22 protein-coding genes and 1 pseudogene are annotated in these 25849 nt (G+C 37.6%); 6 read left to right on the forward strand and 17 right to left on the reverse strand.

Features of this window, described 5'->3' with window-relative positions; all coding sequences use genetic code 11:
• The 3 genes from PLA12_02565 to PLA12_02575 all read right to left on the reverse strand — a co-directional run.
• Positions 1-1173: hypothetical protein (locus tag PLA12_02565; protein ID HOQ31374.1), on the reverse strand; the 1173-nt coding region annotated here is incomplete at its 3' end.
• A gap of 235 nt (positions 1174-1408) precedes the next feature.
• On the reverse strand, positions 1409-1585 hold the full coding sequence (locus tag PLA12_02570; protein HOQ31375.1) for a hypothetical protein: 177 nt from the start codon (positions 1583-1585) through the stop codon (positions 1409-1411).
• Positions 1586-1683: 98 nt separating this feature from the next.
• Positions 1684-2421 carry a type I 3-dehydroquinate dehydratase gene (locus PLA12_02575; GenBank protein ID HOQ31376.1) on the reverse strand — a complete coding sequence of 246 codons (738 nt, stop codon included), beginning with the start codon at positions 2419-2421 and terminating at the stop codon, positions 1684-1686.
• A 141-nt stretch (positions 2422-2562) separates the two neighbouring features.
• On the opposite strand from PLA12_02575, the gene PLA12_02580 reads away from it, so the two are divergent.
• Positions 2563-3780, forward strand: a complete 1218-nt coding sequence (locus tag PLA12_02580; GenBank protein HOQ31377.1) for an MFS transporter — start codon at positions 2563-2565, stop codon at positions 3778-3780.
• 108 nt (positions 3781-3888) lie between these two features.
• Here the strand turns inward: PLA12_02580 and PLA12_02585 are convergent, their stop codons facing one another.
• From PLA12_02585 to PLA12_02610, 6 genes and pseudogenes are all read right to left on the reverse strand, one after another.
• Positions 3889-6249 carry a M28 family peptidase gene (locus PLA12_02585; GenBank protein ID HOQ31378.1) on the reverse strand — a complete coding sequence of 787 codons (2361 nt, stop codon included), beginning with the start codon at positions 6247-6249 and terminating at the stop codon, positions 3889-3891.
• A 264-nt stretch (positions 6250-6513) separates the two neighbouring features.
• On the reverse strand, positions 6514-7134 hold the full coding sequence (gene lexA, locus PLA12_02590) for a transcriptional repressor LexA (GenBank protein ID HOQ31379.1): 621 nt from the start codon (positions 7132-7134) through the stop codon (positions 6514-6516).
• Positions 7135-7365: 231 nt separating this feature from the next.
• Positions 7366-8178, reverse strand: coding sequence for a bifunctional hydroxymethylpyrimidine kinase/phosphomethylpyrimidine kinase (thiD, locus tag PLA12_02595; GenBank protein ID HOQ31380.1), 813 nt, complete (start codon positions 8176-8178; stop codon positions 7366-7368).
• Between the two features lie 45 nt (positions 8179-8223).
• Positions 8224-9576: a nucleoside transporter C-terminal domain-containing protein gene (locus PLA12_02600; GenBank protein HOQ31381.1), complete on the reverse strand. Its 1353-nt coding sequence runs from the start codon at positions 9574-9576 to the stop codon at positions 8224-8226.
• A gap of 20 nt (positions 9577-9596) precedes the next feature.
• Entirely contained in the window at positions 9597-10187 is a 591-nt protein-coding gene (locus PLA12_02605; GenBank protein HOQ31382.1) for a hypothetical protein, read from the reverse strand.
• A 245-nt stretch (positions 10188-10432) separates the two neighbouring features.
• A pseudogene (locus tag PLA12_02610) lies at positions 10433-10714 on the reverse strand (hypothetical protein).
• A 158-nt stretch (positions 10715-10872) separates the two neighbouring features.
• On the opposite strand from PLA12_02610, the gene rsmD reads away from it, so the two are divergent.
• The 4 genes from rsmD to glgX all read left to right on the forward strand — a co-directional run bounded on the left by rsmD (position 10873) and on the right by glgX (position 16446).
• Positions 10873-11409, forward strand: coding sequence for a 16S rRNA (guanine(966)-N(2))-methyltransferase RsmD (gene rsmD, locus PLA12_02615; GenBank protein ID HOQ31383.1), 537 nt, complete (start codon positions 10873-10875; stop codon positions 11407-11409).
• 167 nt (positions 11410-11576) lie between these two features.
• On the forward strand, positions 11577-12038 hold the full coding sequence (gene nrdR / locus PLA12_02620) for a transcriptional regulator NrdR (GenBank protein ID HOQ31384.1): 462 nt from the start codon (positions 11577-11579) through the stop codon (positions 12036-12038).
• Positions 12039-12232: 194 nt separating this feature from the next.
• Entirely contained in the window at positions 12233-14284 is a 2052-nt protein-coding gene (locus tag PLA12_02625; GenBank protein ID HOQ31385.1) for a thioredoxin domain-containing protein, read from the forward strand.
• Between the two features lie 98 nt (positions 14285-14382).
• The gene (gene glgX / locus PLA12_02630; GenBank protein ID HOQ31386.1) at positions 14383-16446 is read left to right on the forward strand and encodes a glycogen debranching protein GlgX; all 2064 of its coding nucleotides are present in this window, start codon (positions 14383-14385) and stop codon (positions 16444-16446) included.
• Between the two features lie 24 nt (positions 16447-16470).
• Here the strand turns inward: glgX and PLA12_02635 are convergent, their stop codons facing one another.
• The 5 genes from PLA12_02635 to PLA12_02655 all read right to left on the reverse strand — a co-directional run bounded on the left by PLA12_02635 (position 16471) and on the right by PLA12_02655 (position 21147).
• Positions 16471-17061, reverse strand: a complete 591-nt coding sequence (locus PLA12_02635; protein ID HOQ31387.1) for a hypothetical protein — start codon at positions 17059-17061, stop codon at positions 16471-16473.
• A gap of 104 nt (positions 17062-17165) precedes the next feature.
• Positions 17166-18476, reverse strand: coding sequence for a hypothetical protein (locus PLA12_02640; GenBank protein HOQ31388.1), 1311 nt, complete (start codon positions 18474-18476; stop codon positions 17166-17168).
• A gap of 11 nt (positions 18477-18487) precedes the next feature.
• On the reverse strand, positions 18488-19225 hold the full coding sequence (locus PLA12_02645; protein HOQ31389.1) for a cohesin domain-containing protein: 738 nt from the start codon (positions 19223-19225) through the stop codon (positions 18488-18490).
• A 54-nt stretch (positions 19226-19279) separates the two neighbouring features.
• On the reverse strand, positions 19280-20578 hold the full coding sequence (locus PLA12_02650) for a dockerin type I domain-containing protein (protein ID HOQ31390.1): 1299 nt from the start codon (positions 20576-20578) through the stop codon (positions 19280-19282).
• Between the two features lie 80 nt (positions 20579-20658).
• Entirely contained in the window at positions 20659-21147 is a 489-nt protein-coding gene (locus tag PLA12_02655; GenBank protein HOQ31391.1) for a dockerin type I repeat-containing protein, read from the reverse strand.
• Positions 21148-21531: 384 nt separating this feature from the next.
• Here PLA12_02655 and PLA12_02660 point away from each other — a divergent pair, with 384 nt between their 5' ends.
• Complete coding sequence (locus PLA12_02660) at positions 21532-22134, forward strand: HD domain-containing protein (protein HOQ31392.1); 603 nt, start codon at positions 21532-21534, stop codon at positions 22132-22134.
• Here PLA12_02660 and PLA12_02665 read toward each other — a convergent pair.
• Genes PLA12_02665 through trpE form a run of 3 tightly spaced genes read right to left on the reverse strand, consistent with a single transcriptional unit; the run spans position 22131 to position 25830 of the window.
• Positions 22131-23756, reverse strand: coding sequence for an FAD-binding oxidoreductase (locus PLA12_02665; GenBank protein ID HOQ31393.1), 1626 nt, complete (start codon positions 23754-23756; stop codon positions 22131-22133). The genes PLA12_02660 and PLA12_02665 overlap by 4 nt on opposite strands.
• Positions 23753-24346: an aminodeoxychorismate/anthranilate synthase component II gene (locus PLA12_02670; protein HOQ31394.1), complete on the reverse strand. Its 594-nt coding sequence runs from the start codon at positions 24344-24346 to the stop codon at positions 23753-23755. Before PLA12_02670 ends, PLA12_02665 begins: the two co-directional genes overlap by 4 nt.
• On the reverse strand, positions 24343-25830 hold the full coding sequence (gene trpE, locus PLA12_02675) for an anthranilate synthase component I (GenBank protein HOQ31395.1): 1488 nt from the start codon (positions 25828-25830) through the stop codon (positions 24343-24345). The genes PLA12_02670 and trpE overlap by 4 nt, the downstream gene beginning before the upstream one ends.
• Positions 25831-25849: the final 19 nt, after the last annotated feature.

Here is a 25849-nt window from a genome sequence, read left to right on the forward strand (position 1 = left end):
AGGCTCACCGGGTAGATGTAAGATAGATGTATTCCCAATATGTAAAGCGCTAATGGGAATAGGTATTGTATCCGAACGACTTTGCCATGCAATTTCCATTGCAGATCCAACTCGATAATTTGGGTCTTTTGTTGTATCATTCAAATTCTTTTCTAAATTTTCTTTTGAGTAATTTCCATCATCTCTATGCCCAAATATTAGAGGTATTGTTTTTAATTTAATCTCCGATATAGTGTCTTTTTGTAATGACTGGACGGAACTTTGCATTGCGGAAAGCATTCGCTGATATAAAGCCTCTCTTGCTTGAGGTGTCCCATCGTTATATTTTCCTGCAGCAATGTCTCCAGCACAACCGGTAAAATAGATATTTGCAATACCTTCGTCCGTTTCCATCTTTTCTCTTGCCATACCTGGAAAATCATAACTGGCTCGTGTATCTCCATAAAAACTCTGCGGATGTGTTGCATAAAAATGCAATCGAGCGATGGGTTTCCCCTTAGTTGACTTAAAACTTAATGTCCGCAGATAAGGGTCAATCAGTCCTTCCGGTGCCTCAATTAATTTTGGGTCTTTACAGGAGCTATAACGAGTAAGGCATGTGCCGTCTGGTTGAATTATCCGCCGACTGGATGCAACCTTTTCCACTTTGGCTGACCCAATTTCAATTGTATCACAGGGTTCTAATAAAGTTATGGCTTTCTCTACTGCTTGAACAATATTTTGAAATGACGGTTCAAAGGCTTCTTTTACAGGGAAAGGAGGTGGATTTTCTATCTTAGCAAGGACTTCATAGATGTTTTCGTTGCTCATCGGCGCCGTATGCTGGTGGACTGTTTGAACAAATACAGCGTTTGGCTCGGTTTTTATTGCATTGGCAATCATTTCCCGAAGTCTATAATAAGAGTTATTGATTATCTCACACCAGTCAATTGCACAGAGGACATATCGCTTTTGGTTATCTTCAATAACAACCCCCTTTGCAAGTAAAGGATGTTCAATTTTATCTAAGGGCTTATAACTTGGATACCACGGTGTCCCTAATGGAGGTGTTGCATCGGTTTTAAAGGGTGCTACACGAATTTCTGTGTTCGCAGATGCCCTTCGCATAATTCCCCAGGTTGCAATGGATAAAAATCCAAGACCATTCGACTTTAAAAAATCCCTTCGGTTCATATTCAAACTCCTTCTTATTGGAATTATTGAAAAAGTATAACAAAAAAGATACCCCCTGAAGAATATTCATTGGTATTATTTTAGGAGCATTGACCTGAAGAAGAGAACAATCTCCTCTATAGAATATTAATTCAAAATGTTTTTTCTGGATTTATACTCTTGAACGAATGTTATTTATTGTATTTAAAGAAAACATCCATCAAATTATTTGCATATAGATGTGAAATTTTTAAAACTATGCCTCTGAAGAATTTGTATCCGTATTATTATCTTTTTGAAGAATAATCAAAAAATCATTATAACTAGGACCGTTATTGGGTGTAATAGAAACGACTTTCCAGCCCTGACGAAGTAGGTTTTCAAGGTCATTTTTTCCGGTTCCATTCGATTGGATAATCACTGCTTTTTGCATACTAATTTTGCCCTCAATCAATTTATATTTTTTACTTATTTGATATTGTTTTTAGCATACATAAAATATCAAAATAGATTTCATTCTGGCAAATGGCACTATGTATCTAACTTTGAAGCAAAATATGTTTTGGCACATTCTATAATTTTTTTGCATGTCGGCTGATTAGGTGCGGTAGGTTTTCCGAGAGATGCGTATGTCCATATTGAGCCATATATAGCAAATATTGTCCTTGAGAGTAATGCCGTGTTTCCCATCGTCATCAAAGATAAAGCAACGGATTTCTCTCCCTTTTGGAGTTCCATCATAGGAACTAATTGAAGAGGGTCATCTGCATAAACCGCTATTTTTACAATATCCGCCCCCAATTTTTTGCCTTTCTGCACCAAATCTTTCAGGAATTTTAATGAAGGAACTGTTGAAAAATTATGATAGGAACCAATAATGATTTTATCCTTAGATTTTGCTTCTTGAATAAAATTTTTCATTTTCGGTAATTCTCGAATTTCTATGTCCAGAGCAAAGGTATAAGGTAAATACTTTTGATATAAGTCCTCTTTCTCTTTTACTTTCCCCTGAAATTTTCCCCCTTCCTTTATAGAACGGACTGTAAAAATAAGATGTTCATTTCTAAGGATATGTATATTTTTATTTACAATGGGTTCCATTTCTTCTTTATATTTTTCGTATAACAAGTCTAGCCTTAATTCATAGGCAAATACATTTTGTTTTTCTGCCAATCTTTTATCTTTTTCTGAAAAACCAAGAGATGAACAGGCAACCAAACGGGGAATGGAATATTTTTTTGCTAAATTCGATAATAGGGGATGTGACATATCTTCTTCTTTCTTTATAGATTTTGTGATTGTATAAATTATTTTAAATAATTACAAGAAAATGTGTATATTATACATGCAAAAAGTTCAAATAAAGTATAAAACATTAAACACAACCTATTAAATTAAGGAGATGGAACCGTGGGAATTGATACTGTTTTGTATTTTCGGTTGAGTGCCATGATGTTTCTTGAATTTGCAGTTTGGGGAGCATGGGCACCGGTATTAGCCTCTTATCTAATTAATGACCTGAAACTGTCCGGGAAACAAACGGGCTGGATATATGCAACCTTATGGCTTGCATGTATAATTTCTCCCTTTTTAGGAGGGCAGATTGCAGACCGTTATCTTGCGACGGAATATTTCCTTGGTGGTGTTCATTTAATCGGTGGCATTTGCTTGCTATATGCCGCTTATCAACGCAAATTTATGCCCTTATTTATTTTGATGTTTATCTATTCATTGCTTTATGCCCCTACTTTAGCATTGGTAAATTCCCTCATGTTCAGCAACATTACCAATCCGGATGCAGTGGCTCCCAGAATTCGTGTTTGGGGGACTATTGGCTGGATTGCCGCAGGCTGGCTATTAACTGTAATGCGAAATGTTGGGAACCCGGAAAACAATAAAAAATATTCGGATTGCCTTTTCATTGCAGGGATTATGTCTGTAATTTTAGGTTTATATTGCTTTACCTTACCTCATACCCCGCCACCCGACAAGCCGGGAAATCCTCTGGCGTTTTTAGAAGCCTTCCAATTAATGAAAGAACCGTATTTCCTTGTTTTCTTAATTATCTCTTTCATTGTTACCACAGAATTGCAATTCTATTATGTTCCTACCGCACCCTTCCTTCAAGATATTGGTGTCCGTAGTTCCAATGTGCCTGCTATTATGACGATAGCCCAAATTGCAGAAATCGTCGGTATGGCAGTACTTCTTCCTCTTGCAATGGCAAAATTAGGAATTCAATGGGTTCTGGTTATTGGAGTAGTTGCCTGGCCCTTGCGTTATGTAATTTTTGCAATGATGAAACCTGTATGGCTGGTTATTGCTTCACTATCGTTTCATGGAATTGGCTATACCTTTTTCTTCTTTGCGGGTCAAATGTTTGTGGACAAAGTAGCCCCGCCAGATATCCGCGCCTCTGCTCAAGCTCTTATTGCTGTTGCAACATTAGGATTAGGTAACTTTATTGGCACCCAGTTTACAGGTATTATATTGGATTTCTTCAAAGATGATGAAGGAAACTTCAAATGGCGACCCATTTTCCTGATTCCCTGTGTATTAACAATTGCCTGTGCAATTGCATTCTTAATCTTCTTCCATCCTCCTGCAACGGTTGGAGCAGGAAATTAATAAGTTAAGAAACAAAATAAAGTAGCACAGGACCAAAACCTGTAGGGTAGGTAAAATGCCTGTGCTACTTTTTTTATCGAATAAAAATGCGGGTCATATTGAAAGTTATTAGTTTAATAGAAAGGTTTTCCGAGTATAAATAGCGTTGCTTCGGAAAGGCTTCCACCATTCAACGGTGTTGGGTTGAGCAATCATATAATTAGGTCGTGGCGGCATATCTATCCCTGCGATAGGGGGTATTACATAACTCTTTTCGATAACCTCAAGAGACAACGGCTGTTTATGTTTTAACCTCCACTCTAAAGTAAGTCCATTTTCTCCCGGGAAACCACGATAATTAAAATGCCAATCTTGAATAATTTTCCCTTCTGAATTTTCAAACTCTTTTCCATTTACTTTTGCTGATAAAATTTCCATCTTTCCCTTCAATATAAGATTCATCTCTGCTGATTTTCTTAATGAGACTACAGAAACTTTAAGGTATCGAATATCTCCATCTGTTTTATCTTCCAACACCGATAAAAGAGGCTGTGGATAACTTGCAACAGGTGCTTCTCCAAAGCGAACAACAATATTATCATCAGTAAACGGTTCTGGTTTTTGGAATACCACATTTTTCTTGAAAAATGGTTCTGTCCATTCATCTAATTCGGAATCGCGTGTCATCCACCATGCCTTCCCTGCGTCCCAGTCTAACCCGTAGCACAAATGATTAACCTTAGGTGTTTCCTTTGTAAACTTGAAAAACAACATAGGATATGCATAAACCAGAAGTCCTGCAATTAATAAAATCATTCCCCAACGATAACAAGTTTTCTTATCCTGAACAAGATTTTGCACAATCCCTACGGGTTGGTAAAGGATAAGAATGAGGAATATCATCAATATAGGAATGAATATAGGAGTAAGGGTTTGAACACCCAGAACAAGGAATGGAGTGACAAAATAAACAGTTACAAGTGTTGGGATTAAAGTCCAGAAAGATAGCCAGATAAAACTTCGTTGCCATTTTTGTGGGATATAAGGGAAACAAGAGATAATTCCACAAATACTTCCTATAAGTAGTGTCCATACAGATATATAACTTGCCGTAGGTGTTGCTATACTGGAATATATTGCTAAACCGAGCCATGGTAACAAAGCGGATGCGAAAAATACATGTGGGTCAAATCGAGCAAAAATAATGGGTAAAAAGATGAGAAACAATCCCAATGTGGTTAACAGACCCACAACAAAATAAGTAAGTTCATAATAGACAATGTAATGCTTATATATAAGAAAAGTTAACCCTACTAAACCGCTCAGTAAACCGAATATCAGCAATGTATGCACTACATTTCGTATGAAATTTAAGACAACATCTCGAATCCGAATTCCCCAAAACAGATGCATTGAGAAGAGCATAATAATGTAAAGAATAATCGCTAAAGATAGCAGAGGCAATACCCATTTTTCCGAGTAAGTTATTAATCGGTTGCCCGGTAATGGGAAATAGATGCTGTTATTAATAGGCTCTTCAAGGGAATAACCAATTTTCAAATGGGATAAATCAAGATTACCGAAATGTTTTACTAAAGGTAAAGCGTATTCCCCGTGATGCTGTAAGGAACGAAGGGAAATGTGGCTAATATTATCGTTCGGGGTGTGGTAATAACGAATACCCCCGACAAACGCAAAATCAAAGCCGGGAACGCCTTTAGGTTTGAGCACATAATAATCTGTACTTGTCGGCATTTTTCCTGCTACTTCAAACATCATGGAACTGGCACGAGGATAGGGAACCACCTTGGCAAACTCTTTTATAAGCCAGGAATTGTTATTGCTCATTTGAAACATCATAGAGGGACCATAGTGTCCGCGTGCTTCGAAATTCAGACATAAACCAACCGTTTCAAAAAGAGGATGCTTCAAAAATGCACGAGGACCTAATAGCCCGGCTTCTTCTCCATCTGTAAAAAGGAAAATGACATCGTTTTTTAATGGTGCACTATGTAATAATGCTCGCAGTGTTTCATACATTGTCGCAACCGCTGAACCATCATCGGCACAACCAACTCCGTAAGGCGTGGAATCGTAGTGTCCCATCAGCAAAATAGACCGTGTTGGTGCATAGCCCGGCAAGACCACCATAATGCTATCTACCCGTTCCATACTATTGTGGCCATGTTTTGATGTATGTTCTACATATCCTGTGTATACCTCGGGTTCAACACCTAACAACCGAAGTTTCTGAACGAGATATTCACGCACTTTTGCATCTTCCTGAGAACCAAATGGATGTATCATCGTCGTCGGATATTCCAGAAGTTTTATGGCACGTTCCGCCGAAAATTTATCTAATGGAGCGTCAGCAGGAACTACAGGCGGAGACCAACAATCGTAAATAGAAAAAACTCCCCAGATAAAAAGAATAAGTATTCCCGTAATTGTAAAAGGTTTAACACCAACTTTAGATAAATTTTGTATCATCTGCTTCCCTTCCTATTTATTATTTAAAAATCCAGGTAAAAAATCTTTTATTAGGACAGAAAACCCTTCTTTTGAGTTTCATTATTTTAAAGAAGTGAATAAACAATCCCTGTAGTTTTAATAATTTAGAGTAAATATCTTAAAAAGGGAAGCAAAACTAACCTGTAATTTTTTAAGAACGAAGTATCTCTCTATTATTAGAATTTATATATGAATTTCAAGGCTGGAAAATACATATCTGAGATTTACAAGATGAAATTATTCTTATTCATAGTTCCGTTGAAGACCGATAACAACACCCTGAATAATAACCTGATTTGCAGGAACACGGATAGGTTTCATTTTGCGATTGGCAGGTTTTAGTTCGATAAATTTCTCTCGGGGATAAAACTTTTTTACGGTGACTTCGTCGTTAATTAATGCGACTACAATATCGCCGGAATGGGCAATCTTTTTTGAATCTACAAAAATAATGTCTCCATCAAAAATTCCTGCTTCTATCATACTTTCACCAGTTACTTTTAACGCAAACACTCCATCCGTTTTGCGATTGGGATTAAACGGTATCATCTGTTCAACATTTTCTTCTACATAAAAAGGAGACCCTGCAGAAATACGGCCCAGTAAAGGAACCATTCGATTATCTAAGGATTGAAAAAGCCATTGGGCTCGTGTTGTTAATTTCAAACTTCGAGCCTTAGAAGACCGTTCTACATATCCTTTGCGGATTAATGCTCGAATGTGCCCCGCTACCCCATTTGTAGAACGAATCCGCAATCGTTCGCATATCTCTAAAATAGATGGAGAGTAGTGTAACTGTTCTTGAAAGTCCCGAATACATTTCAGAACCTCTTTTTGCCGATGAGTAAGTTCTTTTTCAGACATTTTTTCTGTCCCTATTTTATATTGAATACTGAATATATTTTCACTAATATTATTATAAGGGATATTCCTTTAAACTACAAATTTACCAGAGGGAAAATACAACCGTTTATTAGAAATTGTCAATCTTATATTGAAATTATAGACAATTCCGATTAATCTATTTTTTGCTGCATTTGTGTCTTTGTAGTTCTCTGGATAGTTGTTTACTGTTTTATCCACTTATGAGAAAGTTCAAATTACTTCATTTTTCCATAAATGATTTAAGGGTCCGTGTCCTTTTCCTAAATCCGGGGCTGTTTCTATGGCTTTATGCACAAATTCAATGGCTTTTTCTACGGCTATTTTAGTTTCCAATCCATGAGCAAGAAAGCAGGCAATAGCGGAGGAGAGAGTACAGCCTGTTCCATGTGTGTTAGGAGAATGAATTCTTGTGGACATAAAGCACATTTCTTCATTCTGATATGAAAAGAGATAGTCATGTACCTGTTTTCCCTGTCCATGTCCTCCTTTTACCAAAACATATTTAGTGCCTTTTCCCAGAAGAATATTGGCTGCTTTTGTAATCGCATACTTATTTTCAGGCTCAATGCCTGTAAGTTCTTTTAATTCTGGTAAATTCGGAGTGACTAACCATGCACGCGGGATAAGTAATTCCAATAGGGCAGAGATGGCTTCCCTCTGGAGTAAAAGGTCTCCACTTTTTGCGACAAGGACTGGGTCAATAACAAGATATGGTTGAGTGTATTTTTCCAATATTTGATGAACTACGGTGATTATTTCTGTTCCCCAGAGCATTCCCGTTTTGATAGCATCTGCACCTATATCGGATAACACCACCTCAATTTGTTTCCCTACAATTTCTGCGGGTATGGGATGGACTGCATAAACCCCCGTAGTGTTCTGGGCTGTGATAGCTGTGATAGCACTCATCCCATAGCAATTTAATGCACACATTGTTTTTATATCTGCTTGAATTCCTGCTCCTCCTCCCGAATCACTTCCAGCAATTGTCAATACTCGGGGTAATTTTTTTGTCTCAACCATTACAATGTCCTTTTCTCAAAGTTAAAAAAATAAAAGATCCATCTTTTAATTCACGGCAAGAATTCCTGCAATACATGCTGTCGAGAAACAGGCAAAAGTCCCTGCAATAAAGGCTCGAATACTCATCTTGGCAATTTCTGCACGTCTATTCGGAGCCAAAGAAGATATACCGCCAATCATTATTCCAATACTTCCCGGATTTGCAAAACCACAAAGAGCATAGGTTGCAATTGTAAGAGACCGGGTGTCAATTTGATTTTCTGCAATTAATGTCTGAAATTTTTGATATGCTAAAAATTCATTAAACACCGATTTAATCGCCAGTAATTCTGAAAATACCCCGGCGTCTTTAGGCTGGACCCCCATTAAATAGGCAAATGGAAGAAACAGATAACTTAAAAGACTGCTCAATGTCTTACCTGTAATTGCGATTGTAAGAGTATCAAAAAGATGAATGAGCCCAACAAATACAATTAATAATGCCCCTACATTCAAAGCCATCGTTAGCCCCAAACTGGCACCTTGCGAAGCCGCATCAAAAATATTCTGACTTTCAATCGGTATATCTACAGACTTTATATCTGTTGTTCGGGGTACCCCCGTTTCAGGAATGAGTATTTTAGCAAAAGCGATAGCGGAAGGAGCACTCATCAAAGACGCTGTGATTAGATGTCCCGGTTCTGCCCCAAAATTTGCATAAGCCACCATAACACTCACCGCAATGGTTGCTAAAAATGCCGTCATAATTGTAAACAATTCGGAACGCGTCATATCTTCAATATAACCTCTAACTGCACTCATGGATTCAATGCCCAGAAAAACCAGCAAACCTGTGGTAAAAGTCTCTGCCCCCGATGTCTTCATTGATTTTTGCATAAGCCATGCTAATCCCTTGACTATATTCTGAATAATTTTCAAGTGTTGTAAGATAGCAGAACAGGCAGACACAAAAATGATTATCGGAAGCACCTTGAAGGCTACTACCGCACTTACTACGAACGGTTCCGCTGGAGTTAATTGTCCTTCTGAATTCTGAACCAGTGCATGGTCTAAAATGAAAAAGTCTGCCAGATTACCAAATAGGAATTTTGCCCCGGCGGTACTTGATTCAGAAATTAAATCAAATCCCTTTTTTAGCCATTCGAAGAAATAAATTCCAATTTTCGGTGATATAAGCGGAAGTAAAGAAAACCCTAACCAACTGTTTATGGTATGGATAGCCATATTCGGTATCCAAACAAGCCAATCCGCACGGAGAAGAAACAAAGCAATGAGAAACTGAAGCCCAATACCCCAAAGGACTACATTCCATTTAATATTCTTTCTATTCTCACTCAATAAAAAAGCAATGAAAAAGAATGTTATTAAACCTAATAAACTAACAAATCGAAGATGCATGCCTGTTATCCCAACAACGGTTACGAGTTTATATAACTTTCAATCACATACGAATTTTGTGCTTTATCTAATGCAGATAAAAATTCATTAAGTTTCTTTGTCCCAATTAGGATTTTATAATCATCTTTTCTAAGTTCCACACATTCATTACCGCTAACCGTATATGCCCACTTTTTATAACTCCAGCGAATTCCCCAACCTCCAAATTCTATAAGAGGTTTATATTTCCGCCCTAAAATCTCATCTAATTTTTCCCACGATATTTTTCGATACTTTCTATGGAAAGGGAAATAGATAAAATATATTCCATCCCGATACACACGCGTTTCAAGACGGGTCAAAACAAATAAACCCATAATAAGGAACATCACGAAACAAACCCAAAGAGCAGTAAAAATAAGTGTTGGAGCAGACATAGGTCTATTCCCCCAGGGTTGATTAAGGAATAATTGATAATAAAAAGCACTACCTATCCATACAAATTGTATCCCAAAAACTACAAGCAAAAGTATCCATAGCCACAATTGCGTAAACCTTTGTATTTCGATAAAAAACAAGTCGTTACTCGAAGGTAATTCGGAACTCTTTACTTTTTCAAACCTAATACTCATCTATTACAACCCAGTTTATTTTCATTACTTTTATTATAAGTCAAATTTAGTTCAAAAAGATAAAAAATCCATGGATAAAGTTAGAATATTGTATGAGAAAGTAAAGCGGATAGAATCTAATAAGGGTTACGGTTAGCATACGAAGAAAAGAGGTAGACCTCCTTTTAAGGAGGTCTACCTTGCCTCACCAATCACTCTATTTTTACTTATACATTTTTTGCAGCAGAGTATTCTTATAGTTGAAATTACCAGCGATATACAAGACCTACTACTTGAGCGATAGCAGGATTAACAGGGGCTTGACTTGCTCCTGTGGGGTTTGAAGGGTCTTCAGCAACATAACGAATAAATTCAACATGACCATCCATGTATAACACATTCGAGCCACCTGGTATATGATTAAATCCTTCAGGTGCTGTTGATACATGGTCAAACATAATCCAGACGGAACTTTGTGCTTGAGCAGAAGCGGCAGGGTTATTAATATCTGTAATCAGGAATCGTTCCATTCCTTCACGAATACGATAAGTAGGAATAAAATTACATATAAAATGTAATTATTACATTGGATATTGTTGGCGAGTTGTTAATATATGCAACCGGAGGTAGAATAGAAAAGAAAAGATAATTTGTGTTGGAATTATTTATAATCTTATAGAAACATTTGATTTTGAGAATTATTTTTATGCGTGTTATTGCAGGAATAGCAAGAGGAACAAAATTACTGGCTCCAATAGGTAGAGATACAAGACCTACTCTGGATAGAGTAAGAACTTCACTTTTTGACATTTTAAGTCGTCAGGTAGAAAATGCAAAATTTTTAGATTGTTTTGCAGGAACAGGTGCTAATGGAATAGAAGCAATCAGTCGCGGAGCCCATTGTGCTTATTTTGTAGAATATTCTAAAAAAGCCATACATTATATTGAAGCCAACCTAAAAAAAACACATTTTATTGATAAAGGAATTATTATTAAAGCAGAATTGCCCCAAGAAGTTTCTTTGCTACCCATTGAAATGGATATTGTCTTTATGGACCCACCGTATGAATTTACAAAATGGGAGGTTCTTTTATCTCGTATGCAGGAACATGGCGTTTTCTCTGTAAATGCTCTATTAATTATTGAACATAGCCAATTTAATCCTCCTTCAGAACAGTTCCCACCTTTGCAAAAATACCGTGAAGAAAAATATGGAGACACTTTTTTGTCATTTTATTCTTGACAAAAGACTTTAAATATGATAAAGTAGTAAAATACGGTATTATATACCATATATATTTTTTTGTGATTGTAAAGATAAAAAATATTACTATATATTGTATTCTCAAGCGTGATGAGAAAAGATTGTCCCATATATTGAAAAATAAATTATAAGAAAAGGAAAAGGATATGAAATGTCCATTTTGTAATCATGCGAGAAGTAAAGTTGTAGACAGCCGAACTTCCTTAGAAGGGAATGCTATTCGACGACGGAGGGAATGTTTGAAGTGTGGGAGGAGATATACCACTTACGAGCGTGTGGAAGAGGTAAGTTCGATGGTAGTAAAAAAGGACGGCAGGCATGAGAATTATCAACGCTGGAAGGTAAAACAAGGGATTATAAAAGCAATCCATAAGAGGCCAATTAGTCTGGAGCAAGTAGAAGCGTTGATAGATGATGTTGAAAAGAGTGTTTTTAATGCGGGAAAACAAGAAGTAACCTCGCGAGAAATAGGTGAAGCCGTCATCCAACGATTAAAAAAGTTGGACGAAGTGGCGTATGTGCGATTTGCATCGGTATATCGCCAATTCCGTGATATAAATGAGTTTATGGATGAATTAAAAGGAATGTTAACAACTCCGGGAAGTTAGGAAATAAATTTTATAGTATGAATGTTTAATAAGGTGAAAATTGAATAGACACTTTACCACAAAACAACATACCATGGCCCTTTCCTTTGGGCGATGTGGCATACCCTCCCCATCCCCTGGTCCCCTTTTCCTCTCCGCCACATCGCCCCTCTTCTTTTTTAAAATATCTAAAAGAAGGAGGAAATTTTTTCTATATGACAAAGAATAGACTTGCAAATGAAAAAAGCATTTATCTCCAGAGCCATGCCGATGACCCTGTAGATTGGTATCCATGGGGAACAGAGGCACTCCAAAAAGCGACTACAGAAGAAAAGCCTATTTTTCTTTCCATCGGTTATTCAGCATGTCATTGGTGCCATGTGATGCAAAAGGAATGTTTCAAGAACCCAGAAATTGCGGATATGTTAAATCGAAACTTTGTGCCGATTAAAGTTGACCGTGAGGAACATACAGATATTGATGAAATATATATGCATGCGGTAGTCCAAATAACAGGTTCCGGTGGATGGCCTCTCTCTGTTTTTTTAACACCCAATTTAAAACCGTTTTTTGGTGGCACATATTTTCCTCCATATTCTATAGGTCAACATCCCGGTTTTCTGGAGATACTTCGCTATATACAGCAATTGTGGATACAAAAGCGTGAACAGTTAGAAACGACAGGTGCTAATTTGTTGGCTTTGGTGCAATCGCATTTATCTCTACCAGCAGGACAAAGTGAAGGACTGGATTATCAGCCACTTATAGATAGGGCGGTTGCATCTTTATATCAAAGTTTTGATAGGGACAATGGTGGTTGGGGTATTGAACCCAAATTCCCGCCCAATCTTGTTCTTCCTTTTCTTCTACATTATGCATCTATCTATAACGATGCTCGTGCCAAGGAGATGGTCGAGAAAACTTTAGTTTATCTTGCACTTTCAGGGCTTCATGACCATGTAGGCGGGGGATTTCACCGATACTGCACCGACCGTATCTGGCATGTCCCGCATTTCGAAAAGATGCTTTATGATAACGCCCAAATAGCGAATATTTATCTACAATATATTCCTCATACAGAAAATCATTTTTTGAAATTTATCGGTAAAAGGACACTCGATTATCTCATTACAGAATTGTATAATTCCGAAGAAGGCTTTTTTAGTTCACAAGATGCGGATACGGAACATGAGGAGGGGAAGTTTTATGTGTGGGAATATGATGAAATAAAAAATATTTTGGGAGAAAGTGCAGAAAGTTTTTGTAAATATTTCGGTGTAGAAAAGGAAGGAAACTGGAGAGAATTTTCAACAAAAGGTGGAATGGCTAAGGGTAAAAACATACTTGACCATAAATATGTCGGAGATGATTATAACAATTGGAAAATATTTGCAAGTCAGTATTTCAATTTTCTACCACACATTAACAAACTACTTTCTATCCGTAATCGCAGAGAAAAACCTATGAAGGATAACAAATGTATAACATCCTGGAACGCCCTTGCTATAAGTGCCTGTATCAAAGGAAGCATATATATAGCGGATGAAACATATATGATGATAGCAGTGAAAACAGCCGAACATTTTCTACAAGATTATAAAAAATTAGGTTTCTTACCCCATATTTTACATAATCCTAAAATTGAGGGATTTATTGAAGATTATGCTCTATTTATCAATGCATTGTTAGACCTCTATGAAACCATGCTTGATGATAGATGGATTGAGAATACAATAATGTTAGCGGAGAGAATGATACATCAATTCTGGGATAATGAGGGAGTAGGTTTTTATCGCACATCGCAAACTGTTCGTAATCAGCAGAGGTTATCCTCCAAACCTATTCTTGACCATCAGGAACCCTCAGGGAATGCTATGGCGGCTATGGCTCTGGCAAGATTAGGTTTCCTTGTCAATTCGGAATATCTGGATATGGCGGAGCAGTTATGTCAGGGGTATTATGATTGGATACAAAGGGTACCGGAGGCTTTTCCTGCATGGTTAGACACAATGCTTTTTCTAAAACACAAACCTATGGAATGCACAATATTTTCTCAAGGTGCAAAATTACTACCTGTCCCTATGTTAACGAAAATTTATCATTCACGATATCCTTATTTTATTATGAAAAAGAATAAAGATATAGCCAGAGAACCAAGAGGGAGTATAGCCCTATTTTGCCATAAACAGACTTGTTCCGCACCGATATATAATATTGATGAAATAATCCCAGCCATTAAAAATTTAACAAAAATAAAAACTAATTGATGAAACTATATTAAAATTTGTTTGTTTGCAAAATAGGATATTAAACTTATGTAAAATATATAATACTCTGAAAGCGATGAAGAAAGAAGTATTTGAATATGCGTAGGATAAATCCATCGGAATATATTGTTACACCTGGACGCCCGTATCCGTTTGGTGCTATTGTTTCTAATGATGGTGTTCGTTTTACTATCTTTTCGAGGCATGCAAAGCGGGTATGGCTTGCTCTGTTTGAAGATGTTGACGACAAACATCCAGCATGGGAATTTGAATTTGACCCGAAGCGGCATCGTATTGGAGATGTTTGGTCCGTTTTCATTCGAGGAGTACCTACGGAGGGCACTTTGTATATGTATCGGATGGATGGACCCTATGACCCGCGTTCCGGACATCGGTTTAACCCTTCGATTTATTTACTCGACCCTTATGGAAAGGCCTTTATCGGGGATGTTGATAAAGGGACAATGAAGACAGTTGTTGTTCCTGATGAGATGGATTGGGAACCAGAACGACCTTCCCATCTTCCCATGAATGAATTGATAATTTATGAAACACATGTCCGCGGTTTTACCATAAGTGCTTCCGATGTGAAAAGACCCGGAACTTATCAGGGGCTTATTGAGAAGATTCCATACTTAAAAGATTTAGGTGTGAATGCAGTTGAATTACTACCGATTCAAGAATTTGGGGAGCGACGGATTGGTAGGTGCAGTCTAATTACCATGGAGGAATTACTTAATTATTGGGGATATAGTAATATTGGTTTTTTTGCTCCGACGCATTGTTATGCAGTGAAGCCTACCCGTTATGAACATTTATCAGAATTTCGCCGTATGGTAGAAGCCTTACATCGTGCAGGAATAGAAATTATCCTTGATGTTGTGTTCAATCATACATCGGAAGGGAATGAATTGGGTCCTACCCTTTCCTTTCGTGGAATTGATAATAGTGTCTACTATTTTTTGGACAAAGATGGTCGTTATTTAAATTATTCAGGTTGTGGCAATACATTGAATTGCGACCATCCGATTGTCAGGGACTTCATTTTGGATTGCCTTCGTTATTGGGTGGCGGTGATGCATATTGATGGTTTCCGTTTTGACCTTGCTTCGATATTGGGTAGAGATGAGAAAGGAAATGTTCACCCGGATGCACCGTTAATTGAGCGTATTGCGGAAGACCCGGTTTTGCGGCATGTAAAATTAATAGCGGAGGCATGGGACGCCAGTGGCGCCTATCATGTAGGTTCTTTCGGAGGATTGCGGTGGGCAGAATGGAATGGAAAATATCGGGATGATGTTCGCAGATATTGGCGAAATGACCCCGGTATGCTTCCTGTTTTTGCGACACGCATTGCAGGTAGCTCCGATTTGTATCAATGGGGCGGACGCTCACCCTTGCATAGTATTAATCTGATTACATGCCATGATGGATTCACCCTTCATGACCTTGTTACTTATTCTTGCAAGCATAATGAAGCCAATGGAGAGAATAATCGGGATGGAATGGATGAAAATTTCAGTTGTAATTATGGTGTTGAAGGGGAGACAGAGGACCCCGAAATAAATAAAATTCGAACACGGATGAAAAAGAATTTTCTGGCAACTTTATTTATTTCTTTAGGAGTTCCGATGATTCTGGGTGGTGATGAATTTGGTAGAACGCAAAATGGAAACAACAACGCCTATTGTCAGGATAATAAAATTTCCTGGTATGATTGGGATTTGTTTCAAAAAAATTATGATTTGTTCCGATTCTGTAAAGGGATGATTCAGTTAAGAAAAGAAAATCCTGCTTTGCGAAGAACTACCTTTTTTGACGGTATTCCGAAATACGGACAGCAGAAATGGCCAGATATTACCTGGTTTAATTCAGAGGGGAATACGGTAAATTGGGATGGGGAAGATTCTGTTTTCGGTTGTCGTATCGACCCGGAAGTCAATGAGGGTTATGCTTTATTTTTAATCTTTAATAATACTCCCTACGAGCGACAATTTTTAGTAACAGCGGAACCATGGCGTCTTCGTGTGAATACGGCAGAACCTTCACCCCGCGATTATTACGAACGACATCAAACCCGCATACTTACTGAACGAGTAATTACCATACAACCTCGTTCTGTCGTTATTCTCGAATCAAAAAGCAGTTCTTCAAATCAATAACATTTGTATCATTTTCTGTGATATTTATTTTCTATGTTTTTTAATTTGCTTTTTATTGGTGGTATCGACTTTTCTTGACTTAATAATTTGTCTTGTAATTAGTCCCGCAATAAATATAAGGACAAGAGTTAAGATAAGAACAATCTTTATGCTTTTTGCACTGAAATAATTCGTTTCTTCAATGGAAGATGAAGAAGGAGTTTTATCGCTTGTGTCCATGGAAGGTGTATCTCCAGGGAAAAGGATTTCGCCAGGGAGAACAGTACAATTTACAGAGTTTCCCTCAGGGTCTGCCAGAACAGTATTTGAAAGTTTAACGAGTTGTTTGCCAGAAAGGGTGCCATCCTCTATTGCTATTTTGACAAAAAGGATAGTGCCAGTAGGAATAGATTGTTGATTAAGTCCTGCTATGATGGTTCGGTAAGTCTGATTTTTAATTTGATTATAAGATACCATTTTATTAGCTTTCTGGGCAGATTCTGCTACGGACATATTTGTAATTTTTGTCCCTACAGGGATGATAATATCGAATTGTATCCCAGAAATGCGTTCAGAAGGGTCTACTTTCAAGTCAATAGGTAGAACAATTTCCTTTTGTCCCTGTTCACACTTCACTTTTAATGGAACTAATGTTGCAGGATATGCAAAATAGGGAAAGAAAAATCCTATTATAAATACGGATAATATTTTAGGAAACAGAAAATTTTTATTTCTGTTTCCTATTTTTTCCTGAAAAATAGGTCCTGTTTCTTTATTACAGTAGATGTAGCGGTTAAGATTATTAATAATGAAACAGTTATGGATACAAAAATAATAAGAGAATTGCTCGTTGTTGATATATTGTCTTTCGAAATATTTGTTTCTATAATTGTGCATTCGTTGCTCCTTCCCTTGTTTGGGGATATATTAGATATATTCAGAGCAAAATAAGGATTTTGTAAAGGTTTATTTGCATTATTCAGAGGGGCTGTGTGTATATTTAAATTGTTTTCAGTAGTAGCATTCATAACAGGCAGGGAAGATTTATTTACAGCTTTTGATAATCCCGATACGGAAGTATTGCGGCTTTTATCAGTAAAATATGGCTTCAAACTTCCATTCTGAACATCTATATTGTTCCCAATCAGGATAGGTTCATTTCCAGGTATATATTGTTTTCCAAAAACAACATTTTTTTCGGGAATAGGCATAAATTTAGGTGCATTTACTTTATTTTCTGCTTTTTTAGCCTGTGAATGTGCATTTCCCTCATGGATGTAGGGACTGCCAATGTTTGTAACAAATCCCGAAGAAGAATTTGGAGTGGATAGTTTTGAAGATGATGTTTGAGAATATGTCGGTGTTGTTTTTGTATTTGCTACTTCTTGTATAACGGGTTTTGTATCCATAGTATTTGTTTTTATATCAGGGGGTGATTTAACAACTGTTGGGTCGTTTACCCCCGTTTCTGTGGAGGGACTGGGATTATTTATATCAGAAGGAGAAGTCTCTTTTTCAAGATTATTATCTGCATTATTATCTGCTGATGGTTCTGTCCCTTCACTATTATTGATGTTATTAATGGTACTGGATACAGGTTTTGCTTGTGGGGAGGAAAGTTTTACTTGCAGGACATTAAATCCTGACGGATTGACTCCTTCCGATAGGGCATTGAATTGCAAGACAAATAATTCTCCATTGGGAATGGGATAGTTATTGAACCCGATGATGAGGACCCGTAAGAGGCTATACACCGGGGCAATTTGTAATTGTTTATTACTTATTACTAAAGTTTCTCCCGGAAATGCAGATACAAATTCCCAATTTTGTGTGTCATATCCATAATCCAGTTGTATTCCGCTTACTTCTTCTTCGGGTAGAATTGTTAGAAACACATGGGCAAAGACTGTTTTATCTATTTGTTCCAGTCTCATGTCAATCATTGCAGAAAATGATGAAATTGGTGTAAGCAAACATACCGCAGTAAGAAAGAAGAAGAACCTCTTTCTTGTTTGAATAGAAGATTCGTATTTTTGCGGTATTATGCTCATAGAAATTATTCCTATGTTGAACCTAAAGCAAAGCCATCTTCCGTGCCACTTGACGGATGATAAGAACCATAGTTATAAATTTGTATAAGTCTTAGAATTTCATATAATTGAATTTTCCAATCCGGACTTCCATAATAATCGCTGTTGTGAGGAGAACATGTTCGATTTTCCCCAGTTACGCTATAACCGTCTTCGGTATTGCATGAACAATAGTATCCTCCAGAATTATAGAATTGGATTACCCGCAACACTTCTGTTAACGAAATTTTCCAATCCCGATTCTGGTCGGCACTGTGGTAAGCACTCTGTTGAACGGTCAGATTTCCATTGATTACAGAAACAGGAACCGAAGTGCCTGTAGGACTGGATAATATTGCACGACTTAATGAAATATCATAAATCCCTGCGGGAGCAGAAGCACATACCTGTAAGGTAATCTGGGCAACGCTCCCGCTGGGAATAATATTCTGGTTCAATCCTGCAATGATGACACGAACTTGTCCAGGAGTTACGATATTATATTGCACCTGCTTTTGAGCAGAAACGGATGATGAACCTGCTGTTACAGTTATTATTTCACAGACATAAGGATTGTAGAGAACATCAAATTGGATAGCACTTACAGACTCATTACTGGATACTGAAAGCATTGTATTCAATATTGTTTGAGTTCCACTTTCCACATATCCTGTTTCAATAGATAATCCCGCTGGATATGCGGAAGAAAAACTCAAAATGTATCCTGACATAAGTGCCCTCACAATAATCCTGATGCCTCTGTAACTATCCTGTATTTGCATGAGTTACTCTTTGCTCTGATTTTCTGCGTAGTCCAGTATTCCGTTTCCATTTGCGTCAATGTCCTGTTCATTGGGGATACCATCGCCATCCGAATCCTGTTCGGTTCGGTTATCGGGGTCTAAATAATTGGGGATACCATCCCCATCGTTGTCTTCGATAAAATCAGGGATACCATTATTATTCATATCAAATTTGCAATTGTTTCCATTACAAATTTGGTTTTCGATGAAATCCGGTATGTAATTCCGGTTTGTATCTGTAAGTTCGGGTACCTGCAAACTATCCAGCCATGCCATAATTTGTTGTTGGAGTTCCGTTTGGAACTGGCTCATAATAAGGTTCGTAATAGTTTCGGGTCCTGGCACTCCTAATTGGATGAGAGAGGTTTTTATCATTTGTTGTAGGCATTGAATTAATGGTGAAACCATTTCCGGATAGCCATCAATCTCAATCCGATTTAATGAAGGGATAAGCAATATGTCTTTTTGCGGTTGAAGACATGTTCCTAAACTTTGGAGCATATTGTTAATTAAAGTATCATTAATTCCAAGTGTTTGTAAATAAGTCAATGACAGAAGTTCGGTCTTAATCTCATTAATGAGTTGTTCATAAATATCCGGAATTTGATTACCATTTTCATCTGTATCAGGCAATGGCTCAGCAATGCTTCCCAATAAGTTTCTTAAATCAGGAAGCACAATGTTAGATTGCTGCAAATTTAAGTTACTTAACCGTAGAGGTATGCCTGATGATAGTTTCAGTAATGGAATAGCGAGTGAATTTATTCGGCTTGTTGGAGCGAGAATAGGAAGGGCTTGTAAACCATTTCCCGAATTCTCAATTATTCCAAAAGCCCATGTAGTCCCAACAGGAAGAAGCGTCTGGAACAGTCCGTTAGGGGATACCTCTGAAGTTATAATCCTACCATCTTCTGAAAGGGCTACAAATAATGGAGGTTCCCCTTGCTGTCCGTTGCCAGATGGGGAGGCAAATTGTCCCTCCAGAGCTTGAACCAATCCTCCTGTTCCCAATACGGAATTTATCAATATTTGGATATCAAGGATATCAACCGTGTTATTCTGGTTAACATCTGCCATAGGGATATTTTCACTCATTCCTATGGCTATGTTAATCCCATTCTGAACATCTAAAATATCAATTACACCGTCTTTATTTACATCGCCCGGTATGGCGTCTATTATTCCCCATGATATAAAGGGGAAAAAAAGCAGGGCAAAGACTAAAAATTTTTGGAATAAATCCTTATCCCTGCGTTGGGTTATTTTTAATTCGTTTTTCATATTGAAAATCCTTCTAAAAAACATTAATTACTAATTTTATGATACCTAAAAAAAATAAAAGAGAAAAGACAAAACTTGTATTAGCAAATAGGCGGGGCATGACAGAGAAAGCCTGTTAAAAAGTAAGGTTCTGTTTGAAGTCTGCGACCTCTATCCTCTGGGATAGGTGATAAACGACTGGCTTTATACTCTGTTTCTTTGACATAACCCGAATAAGGTTTGAAAATGTTATTTTTGCAAAGACTGGATGTTGATTGAGTATGACCTTGAAAGAAAGCAATAGGAGCCCCTGTCCTTTTTCCCTGCCATTTCTTCTCTAAACGATTAAATAAAATTTGTAAGTCTATAACATCAACTTTATTATCTCCGTTCTGGTCGCCTATAGAAGCAAGGGAATTTTTCTGAAGTAATGAATGCTGAAGTAAATTTAGGTCCAAAATGTCAATTTTACCGTCAAGGTTTAAATCACCTGTTCCATAATTACAAAAAGTTTGACTTGATAGACAAACTGCTAACCCCAATCCACAGGTTATTAAAAAATAAAATATTTTTTTATCGAATAAAAACATCGTTCAATCTTTTTGCATTTGATATATTTCTATTTTCCTTATTTAATTATACACTTTTTAAATAACATTTTGAAATTTTTTTTGTAACATTTTTTGTTTTTAATAGTAATAATTATATAGAACATGTTCTTTGAAAATTGAATATTCTGGTTATGAAGCAAGAGTTTCCCTAATATCTTTTCCTTCCCTCCCTTCCTATAAATAAATCTTCCCTTAAACTCTCTTCATATTTTGGGCGTCATCATTTCCCTTCAAAACCGCCAAGTAAAGTAAATCGATTAAGAATCTAATCGCTCTCCTCGGCTCTTAGCCTGATGACGCCCTTCTTTTTTTAAATCTTTTTGAAAATTTTTCTGTTAAAATACTTACAGGAAAAACAAATTTATGAAAATAAATAGCAAAAAATATAAAAATCTTCTTGAATATTATTCTGATGAATACAGTTTTTTAGTTCCTCATTGTAGACAGGTCGCAAAACTTGCTATTCAGTTATTTAAACAAACAAAATCATTGCATTCCCTAAAGAAGAAAGAAAAGAAATATCTTCTATATGCGTCCCTACTGCATGATATTGGATACGAAGTAGAAAGTATTTCTCACAATAAATATTCCTGTCAATTTATTATGAATAATCCATATTTGCAATGGAGCAAAAAAACGAAGAAAATAGTTGCATGTATTGCCCGATACCATCGAGGTTCTTTCCCGCAACAGACACATAAATTGTTTGGTAAGTTAAGTCCTAAAAAACAGAATGTCGTAACTATTTTATCCTCGTTACTTCGTATTGCCGATGGATTGGATTATACACATCAAAATTCGGTGAAGTCGTTAAAAGTGAAGATAGAAAAAGATACAGTAACTATTGAAGTAATTCCTGCGAAAGATATAGTCCCCAAAGTAGATATAGATAGGGCTAAAAAGAAATCTCACCTATTTGCCTCTGTTTTCCAGTTAGAAGAGGTAATCTTTTGTTTGAAAAATTAAAACAACTTTCCGGGATTGAGAATGTTTTTGGGGTCAATTTGATATTTGATTTGGCGGAGGAGTTCATAAGCGAGTGCGGATTTTTCCCCAGTTAGCCATTGTTTATGGTCTGTGCCAATACCATGATGATGGGAGATGGTAGCTTTATGGTAGCGGATAACATGGGAAGCGGAATTCTTAATTCGATGCCATTGTTGTGAAGGGTCTTTTAGAGAACGAGGAAATACGAATGTGAAATAAAGGCTTGCTCCATCCAGGTAGGCATGACTTATATGTGCCATGACGATAGGGAATTGAGGTTTTTGGTCCGGGTCGTTTTCAATAGTTTCTTGAATGGCTTTATGTATGGCTTCGTGCAGGTCAAGCAACTTATTCCATCGCGTTGCAGTTTCTAAAGTATCTACACCCAGTCCATAATCTAACATTTCATCACGGAGATAGGGAAGAAGGAAGCGTTGTTGAAACCATTGGTCAGCAATACCTTCACCGAGGGAAATTGCCTGATGATTTGCAAATATGCTTTCTATAATCTGTCTCCCTGCAGTAATACAAGGTGAATCTCCTTCCAGTCCAATAAGCATGAGACAGAATTTAGGTAGAGATGATGGGTCTCCGCCACCCATTTGCATCGCTGTATAAAAAAATGTCTCCTGTGCATCGGATAATCGTATCATAGCAAGGGGAATATCTGTTTGCATCAATTGTCTGCTGGCTTCAATGCCCGCTTCAAATGACGGAAATATGTATGCATTGTAATATTTTTCTTGAGGTAATGGATGGATACGAAATTCTATATCGGTCATGATACCCAGAGTACCTTCGGAACCGGGAATAAGGTCTTTGATTTGAGGTCCTGCTGCGGAAGCCGGGAATGCCTCCGTTTTCCACGGTCCGGGTGGACTGATTATTTCAGCACCTACAAACCAATCTTCTGCTTTACCATAGCGGATGGATTGATGACCTGCTCCACGAGCGGATACCCACCCCCCTAATGTTGAAAATTCAAACGATTGAGGATAATGCCCTAAAGTAAAGCCTTCTTTCTGTAAAAGTTCCTCTAAATGAGGTCCTTCTATTCCACTTTCTGCACAGGCGATTCGTGATTTTGTATCAATGTTTATGAGACGGTTCATCTCCCGTAAATCGAGAGTTGCAATTCCTATATGGTTTTGTCCTTTTATAGGATTAACACCACCCACAACACTTGTGCCTCCACCAAATGGGATAATAGCCACATTGTTGAACAAAGCCCATCGGATAACTTCAATAACTTCTTCTTTCGTTTGGGGATAAATCACAATATCAGGAACATCAGGTAAGTTGCCCGAACGCAAGGCTAAAGTATCTAAATAACTTTTACCACGAGCGTGAATAATTCGTTCTATAGGTTCAGATGTTATTTTTCCTTGCGATATTTTTGTTTCTAATTCGGATATGAGTGTAGATGGGAGTGTAGGTTCGTTTAACGAAATGGAATTTATATCCACAGGTAGGGTATGAGGCAACTCAGTAAAACCTGAAAGTTCGCGTAACCAATTCCAGAAAGAATTCCGTTTGTCTTTAAGCAAATCGGGAGATTGTTTTAATCCCCATCCACACCATTTCCGTTCCGAAAGGTTCATACAACCATTCCTTTTTTATACTGTTTTCCTAATAGTAGAAAATTTTGCAATAGGATTTTACCATATTCTGTAAGGATACTTTCTGGATGAAATTGAACACCCCATATAGGCAATTCCTGATGGGCTACTGCCATGATTTCTCCCTCTTTCGTTTCGGCAATAATTTTTAAGACTTTCGGGCATGTATCGCGTTTAATGAGAAGAGAATGGTAACGAGTTGCTTCAAAAGGAGAGGGAATACCTTTGAATAAAGGGGCATTGGTGTGGTAGATTTCACTAATTTTTCCATGCATAATGCGTTCTGCACGGACAATATCACCCCCAAAAGCGTAGCCAATACTTTGGTGTCCAAGGCAGACCCCTAAAATAGGGTATTTATGTCCTAATTGTTTGATAACCTCCACAGAGATACCTGCTTCGCGAGGTGTGCAGGGTCCGGGTGAAATAACAATGTAATCAGGATTGATTTGTTCTATCTCCGGGATGGTAATGGTATCATTCCGATATACCTTCATTTCCGGGTGCATTTCGCCTAAATATTGCACCAAATTGTATGTAAAAGAGTCATAATTATCAATAAAAAGAATCATAGTTCCAATCCTTTCTCTGCAAATTCTACTGCTTTGAATAATGCTTTGGCTTTGTTCACGGTTTCCATGTATTCGCGTTCGGGGTCGCTATCATAAACGATACCTGCGCCTGCTTGAAGATAGGCAACGCCTTCTTTAATTACCATGGTTCGGATTAAGATACAAGTGTCCATGTCGCCTGTGAAACTGATATAACCGGCACCGCCAGCATAAGGTCCGCGTCGTTCAGGTTCTAATTCGTCAATGATTTCCATAGCCCGAATTTTAGGAGCCCCTGAAACGGTTCCCATAGGGAAAGTTGCCTGCAATGCATCAAAGGCATCACATTCAGGACGCAGTTCTCCTTCCACTTCAGTTACGATATGCATAACATGAGAGTATCGTTCAATAACCATAAATCGATTTGGAACGGGTTTAACAGTTCCGATTTTACAAACACGACCTAAATCATTTCTACCGAGGTCAACCAGCATGATATGCTCCGCCCGTTCTTTTTCATCTGCAATTAATTCTCTTTCAAGAGATAAGTCATCCTCGGGAGTATTCCCACGAGGTCGAGTTCCGGCAATAGGACGAAGTAGACAGCGTCGTTGCTTTACCTGTGTCATAACTTCAGGACTGGAACCAACGAGGGCTAATTCGGGAAATTGCATAAGTAGCATATAAGGGGAAGGATTAATGCGTCGTAAAGCACGATATAAGTTGACGGGACTTGTATAGACAGGCCTTGAAAAACGCTGAGATAGGACAACTTGGAATATATCCCCGGCACAGATATATTCGCGGGCTTTGGCTACTGCTTTGCAGAAATCCTCTTTGCAGAAGTTGGATTTAATTTCAATTTGTCCGTTGGTCTGGTGGACATGTTCCGTAGAAACGGCTAAGGGTCCACGAAGTCGTGCTTCAATTTCGGCAATTTTGCGGATAGATTCGTTATAGGCGTTTTCTGCATTTGAACGAATATGGGCATTGGAAACAATCATGATACGGTTGTTCAAATGGTCAAAAATGAGTAAGGTATCGGTAATCATGAAATAAATATCAGGTAAACCTAAAGTATCGGGATTCTTATCGGGAATGTTTTCAAAAAATCGGATAGTATCATAGGAAATATAACCCACAGCACCTCCAAAGAAAGAAGGGAGTCCTGGTACTATTACGGGAGTATATTCTTTCATAAGTTTCCGTAATTCGTTCCAAGGCTGGTCGGAGGTGAAAGAGCCTGTAATTCCATTTCGAGTGATGCTGATATTATTCCCACTTGCTTGAAAAATGACCGATGGATTAGCACCTAAAAAGGAATACCTGCCGAGCACCTCTGCGTGTTCCACACTTTCAAGCAGAAACGAATACGGGTACCCTCGTGAGATTTTTAAATAAGCACTTACAGGGGTTTCCAAATCGGCTAATAATTCTTTATATACCGGCACAATAGACCCCTGCCGTGCTATTGTGCGAAATTCATCAAAGGATGGGTAAATCATATAAATCTCCTTTTTTATC

It is taken from the genome of Candidatus Hydrogenedens sp. (genome assembly GCA_035378955.1).
Lineage (GTDB): Bacteria > Hydrogenedentota > Hydrogenedentia > Hydrogenedentales > Hydrogenedentaceae > Hydrogenedens.

Bases quoted from the DNA above. Each gene is read 5' to 3' on its own strand.
- PLA12_02640 (HOQ31388.1), bottom strand. From the start codon at position 18,476: ATGAGCATAATACCGCAAAAATACGAATCTTCTATTCAAACAAGAAAG.
- thiD (HOQ31380.1), bottom strand. From the start codon at position 8,178: ATGGTTGAGACAAAAAAATTACCCCGAGTATTGACAATTGCTGGAAGT.
- PLA12_02575 (HOQ31376.1), bottom strand. From the start codon at position 2,421: ATGTCACATCCCCTATTATCGAATTTAGCAAAAAAATATTCCATTCCC.
- PLA12_02585 (HOQ31378.1), bottom strand. From the start codon at position 6,249: ATGATACAAAATTTATCTAAAGTTGGTGTTAAACCTTTTACAATTACG.
- nrdR (HOQ31384.1), top strand. From the start codon at position 11,577: ATGAAATGTCCATTTTGTAATCATGCGAGAAGTAAAGTTGTAGACAGC.
- lexA (HOQ31379.1), bottom strand. From the start codon at position 7,134: ATGTCTGAAAAAGAACTTACTCATCGGCAAAAAGAGGTTCTGAAATGT.
- PLA12_02570 (HOQ31375.1), bottom strand. From the start codon at position 1,585: ATGCAAAAAGCAGTGATTATCCAATCGAATGGAACCGGAAAAAATGAC.
- PLA12_02670 (HOQ31394.1), bottom strand. From the start codon at position 24,346: ATGATTCTTTTTATTGATAATTATGACTCTTTTACATACAATTTGGTG.
- PLA12_02655 (HOQ31391.1), bottom strand. From the start codon at position 21,147: ATGTTTTTATTCGATAAAAAAATATTTTATTTTTTAATAACCTGTGGA.
- glgX (HOQ31386.1), top strand. From the start codon at position 14,383: ATGCGTAGGATAAATCCATCGGAATATATTGTTACACCTGGACGCCCG.
- PLA12_02660 (HOQ31392.1), top strand. From the start codon at position 21,532: ATGAAAATAAATAGCAAAAAATATAAAAATCTTCTTGAATATTATTCT.
- PLA12_02605 (HOQ31382.1), bottom strand. From the start codon at position 10,187: ATGAGTATTAGGTTTGAAAAAGTAAAGAGTTCCGAATTACCTTCGAGT.
- PLA12_02645 (HOQ31389.1), bottom strand. From the start codon at position 19,225: ATGTCAGGATACATTTTGAGTTTTTCTTCCGCATATCCAGCGGGATTA.
- trpE (HOQ31395.1), bottom strand. From the start codon at position 25,830: ATGATTTACCCATCCTTTGATGAATTTCGCACAATAGCACGGCAGGGG.
- PLA12_02625 (HOQ31385.1), top strand. From the start codon at position 12,233: ATGACAAAGAATAGACTTGCAAATGAAAAAAGCATTTATCTCCAGAGC.
- rsmD (HOQ31383.1), top strand. From the start codon at position 10,873: ATGCGTGTTATTGCAGGAATAGCAAGAGGAACAAAATTACTGGCTCCA.
- PLA12_02650 (HOQ31390.1), bottom strand. From the start codon at position 20,578: ATGAAAAACGAATTAAAAATAACCCAACGCAGGGATAAGGATTTATTC.
- PLA12_02600 (HOQ31381.1), bottom strand. From the start codon at position 9,576: ATGCATCTTCGATTTGTTAGTTTATTAGGTTTAATAACATTCTTTTTC.
- PLA12_02665 (HOQ31393.1), bottom strand. From the start codon at position 23,756: ATGAACCTTTCGGAACGGAAATGGTGTGGATGGGGATTAAAACAATCT.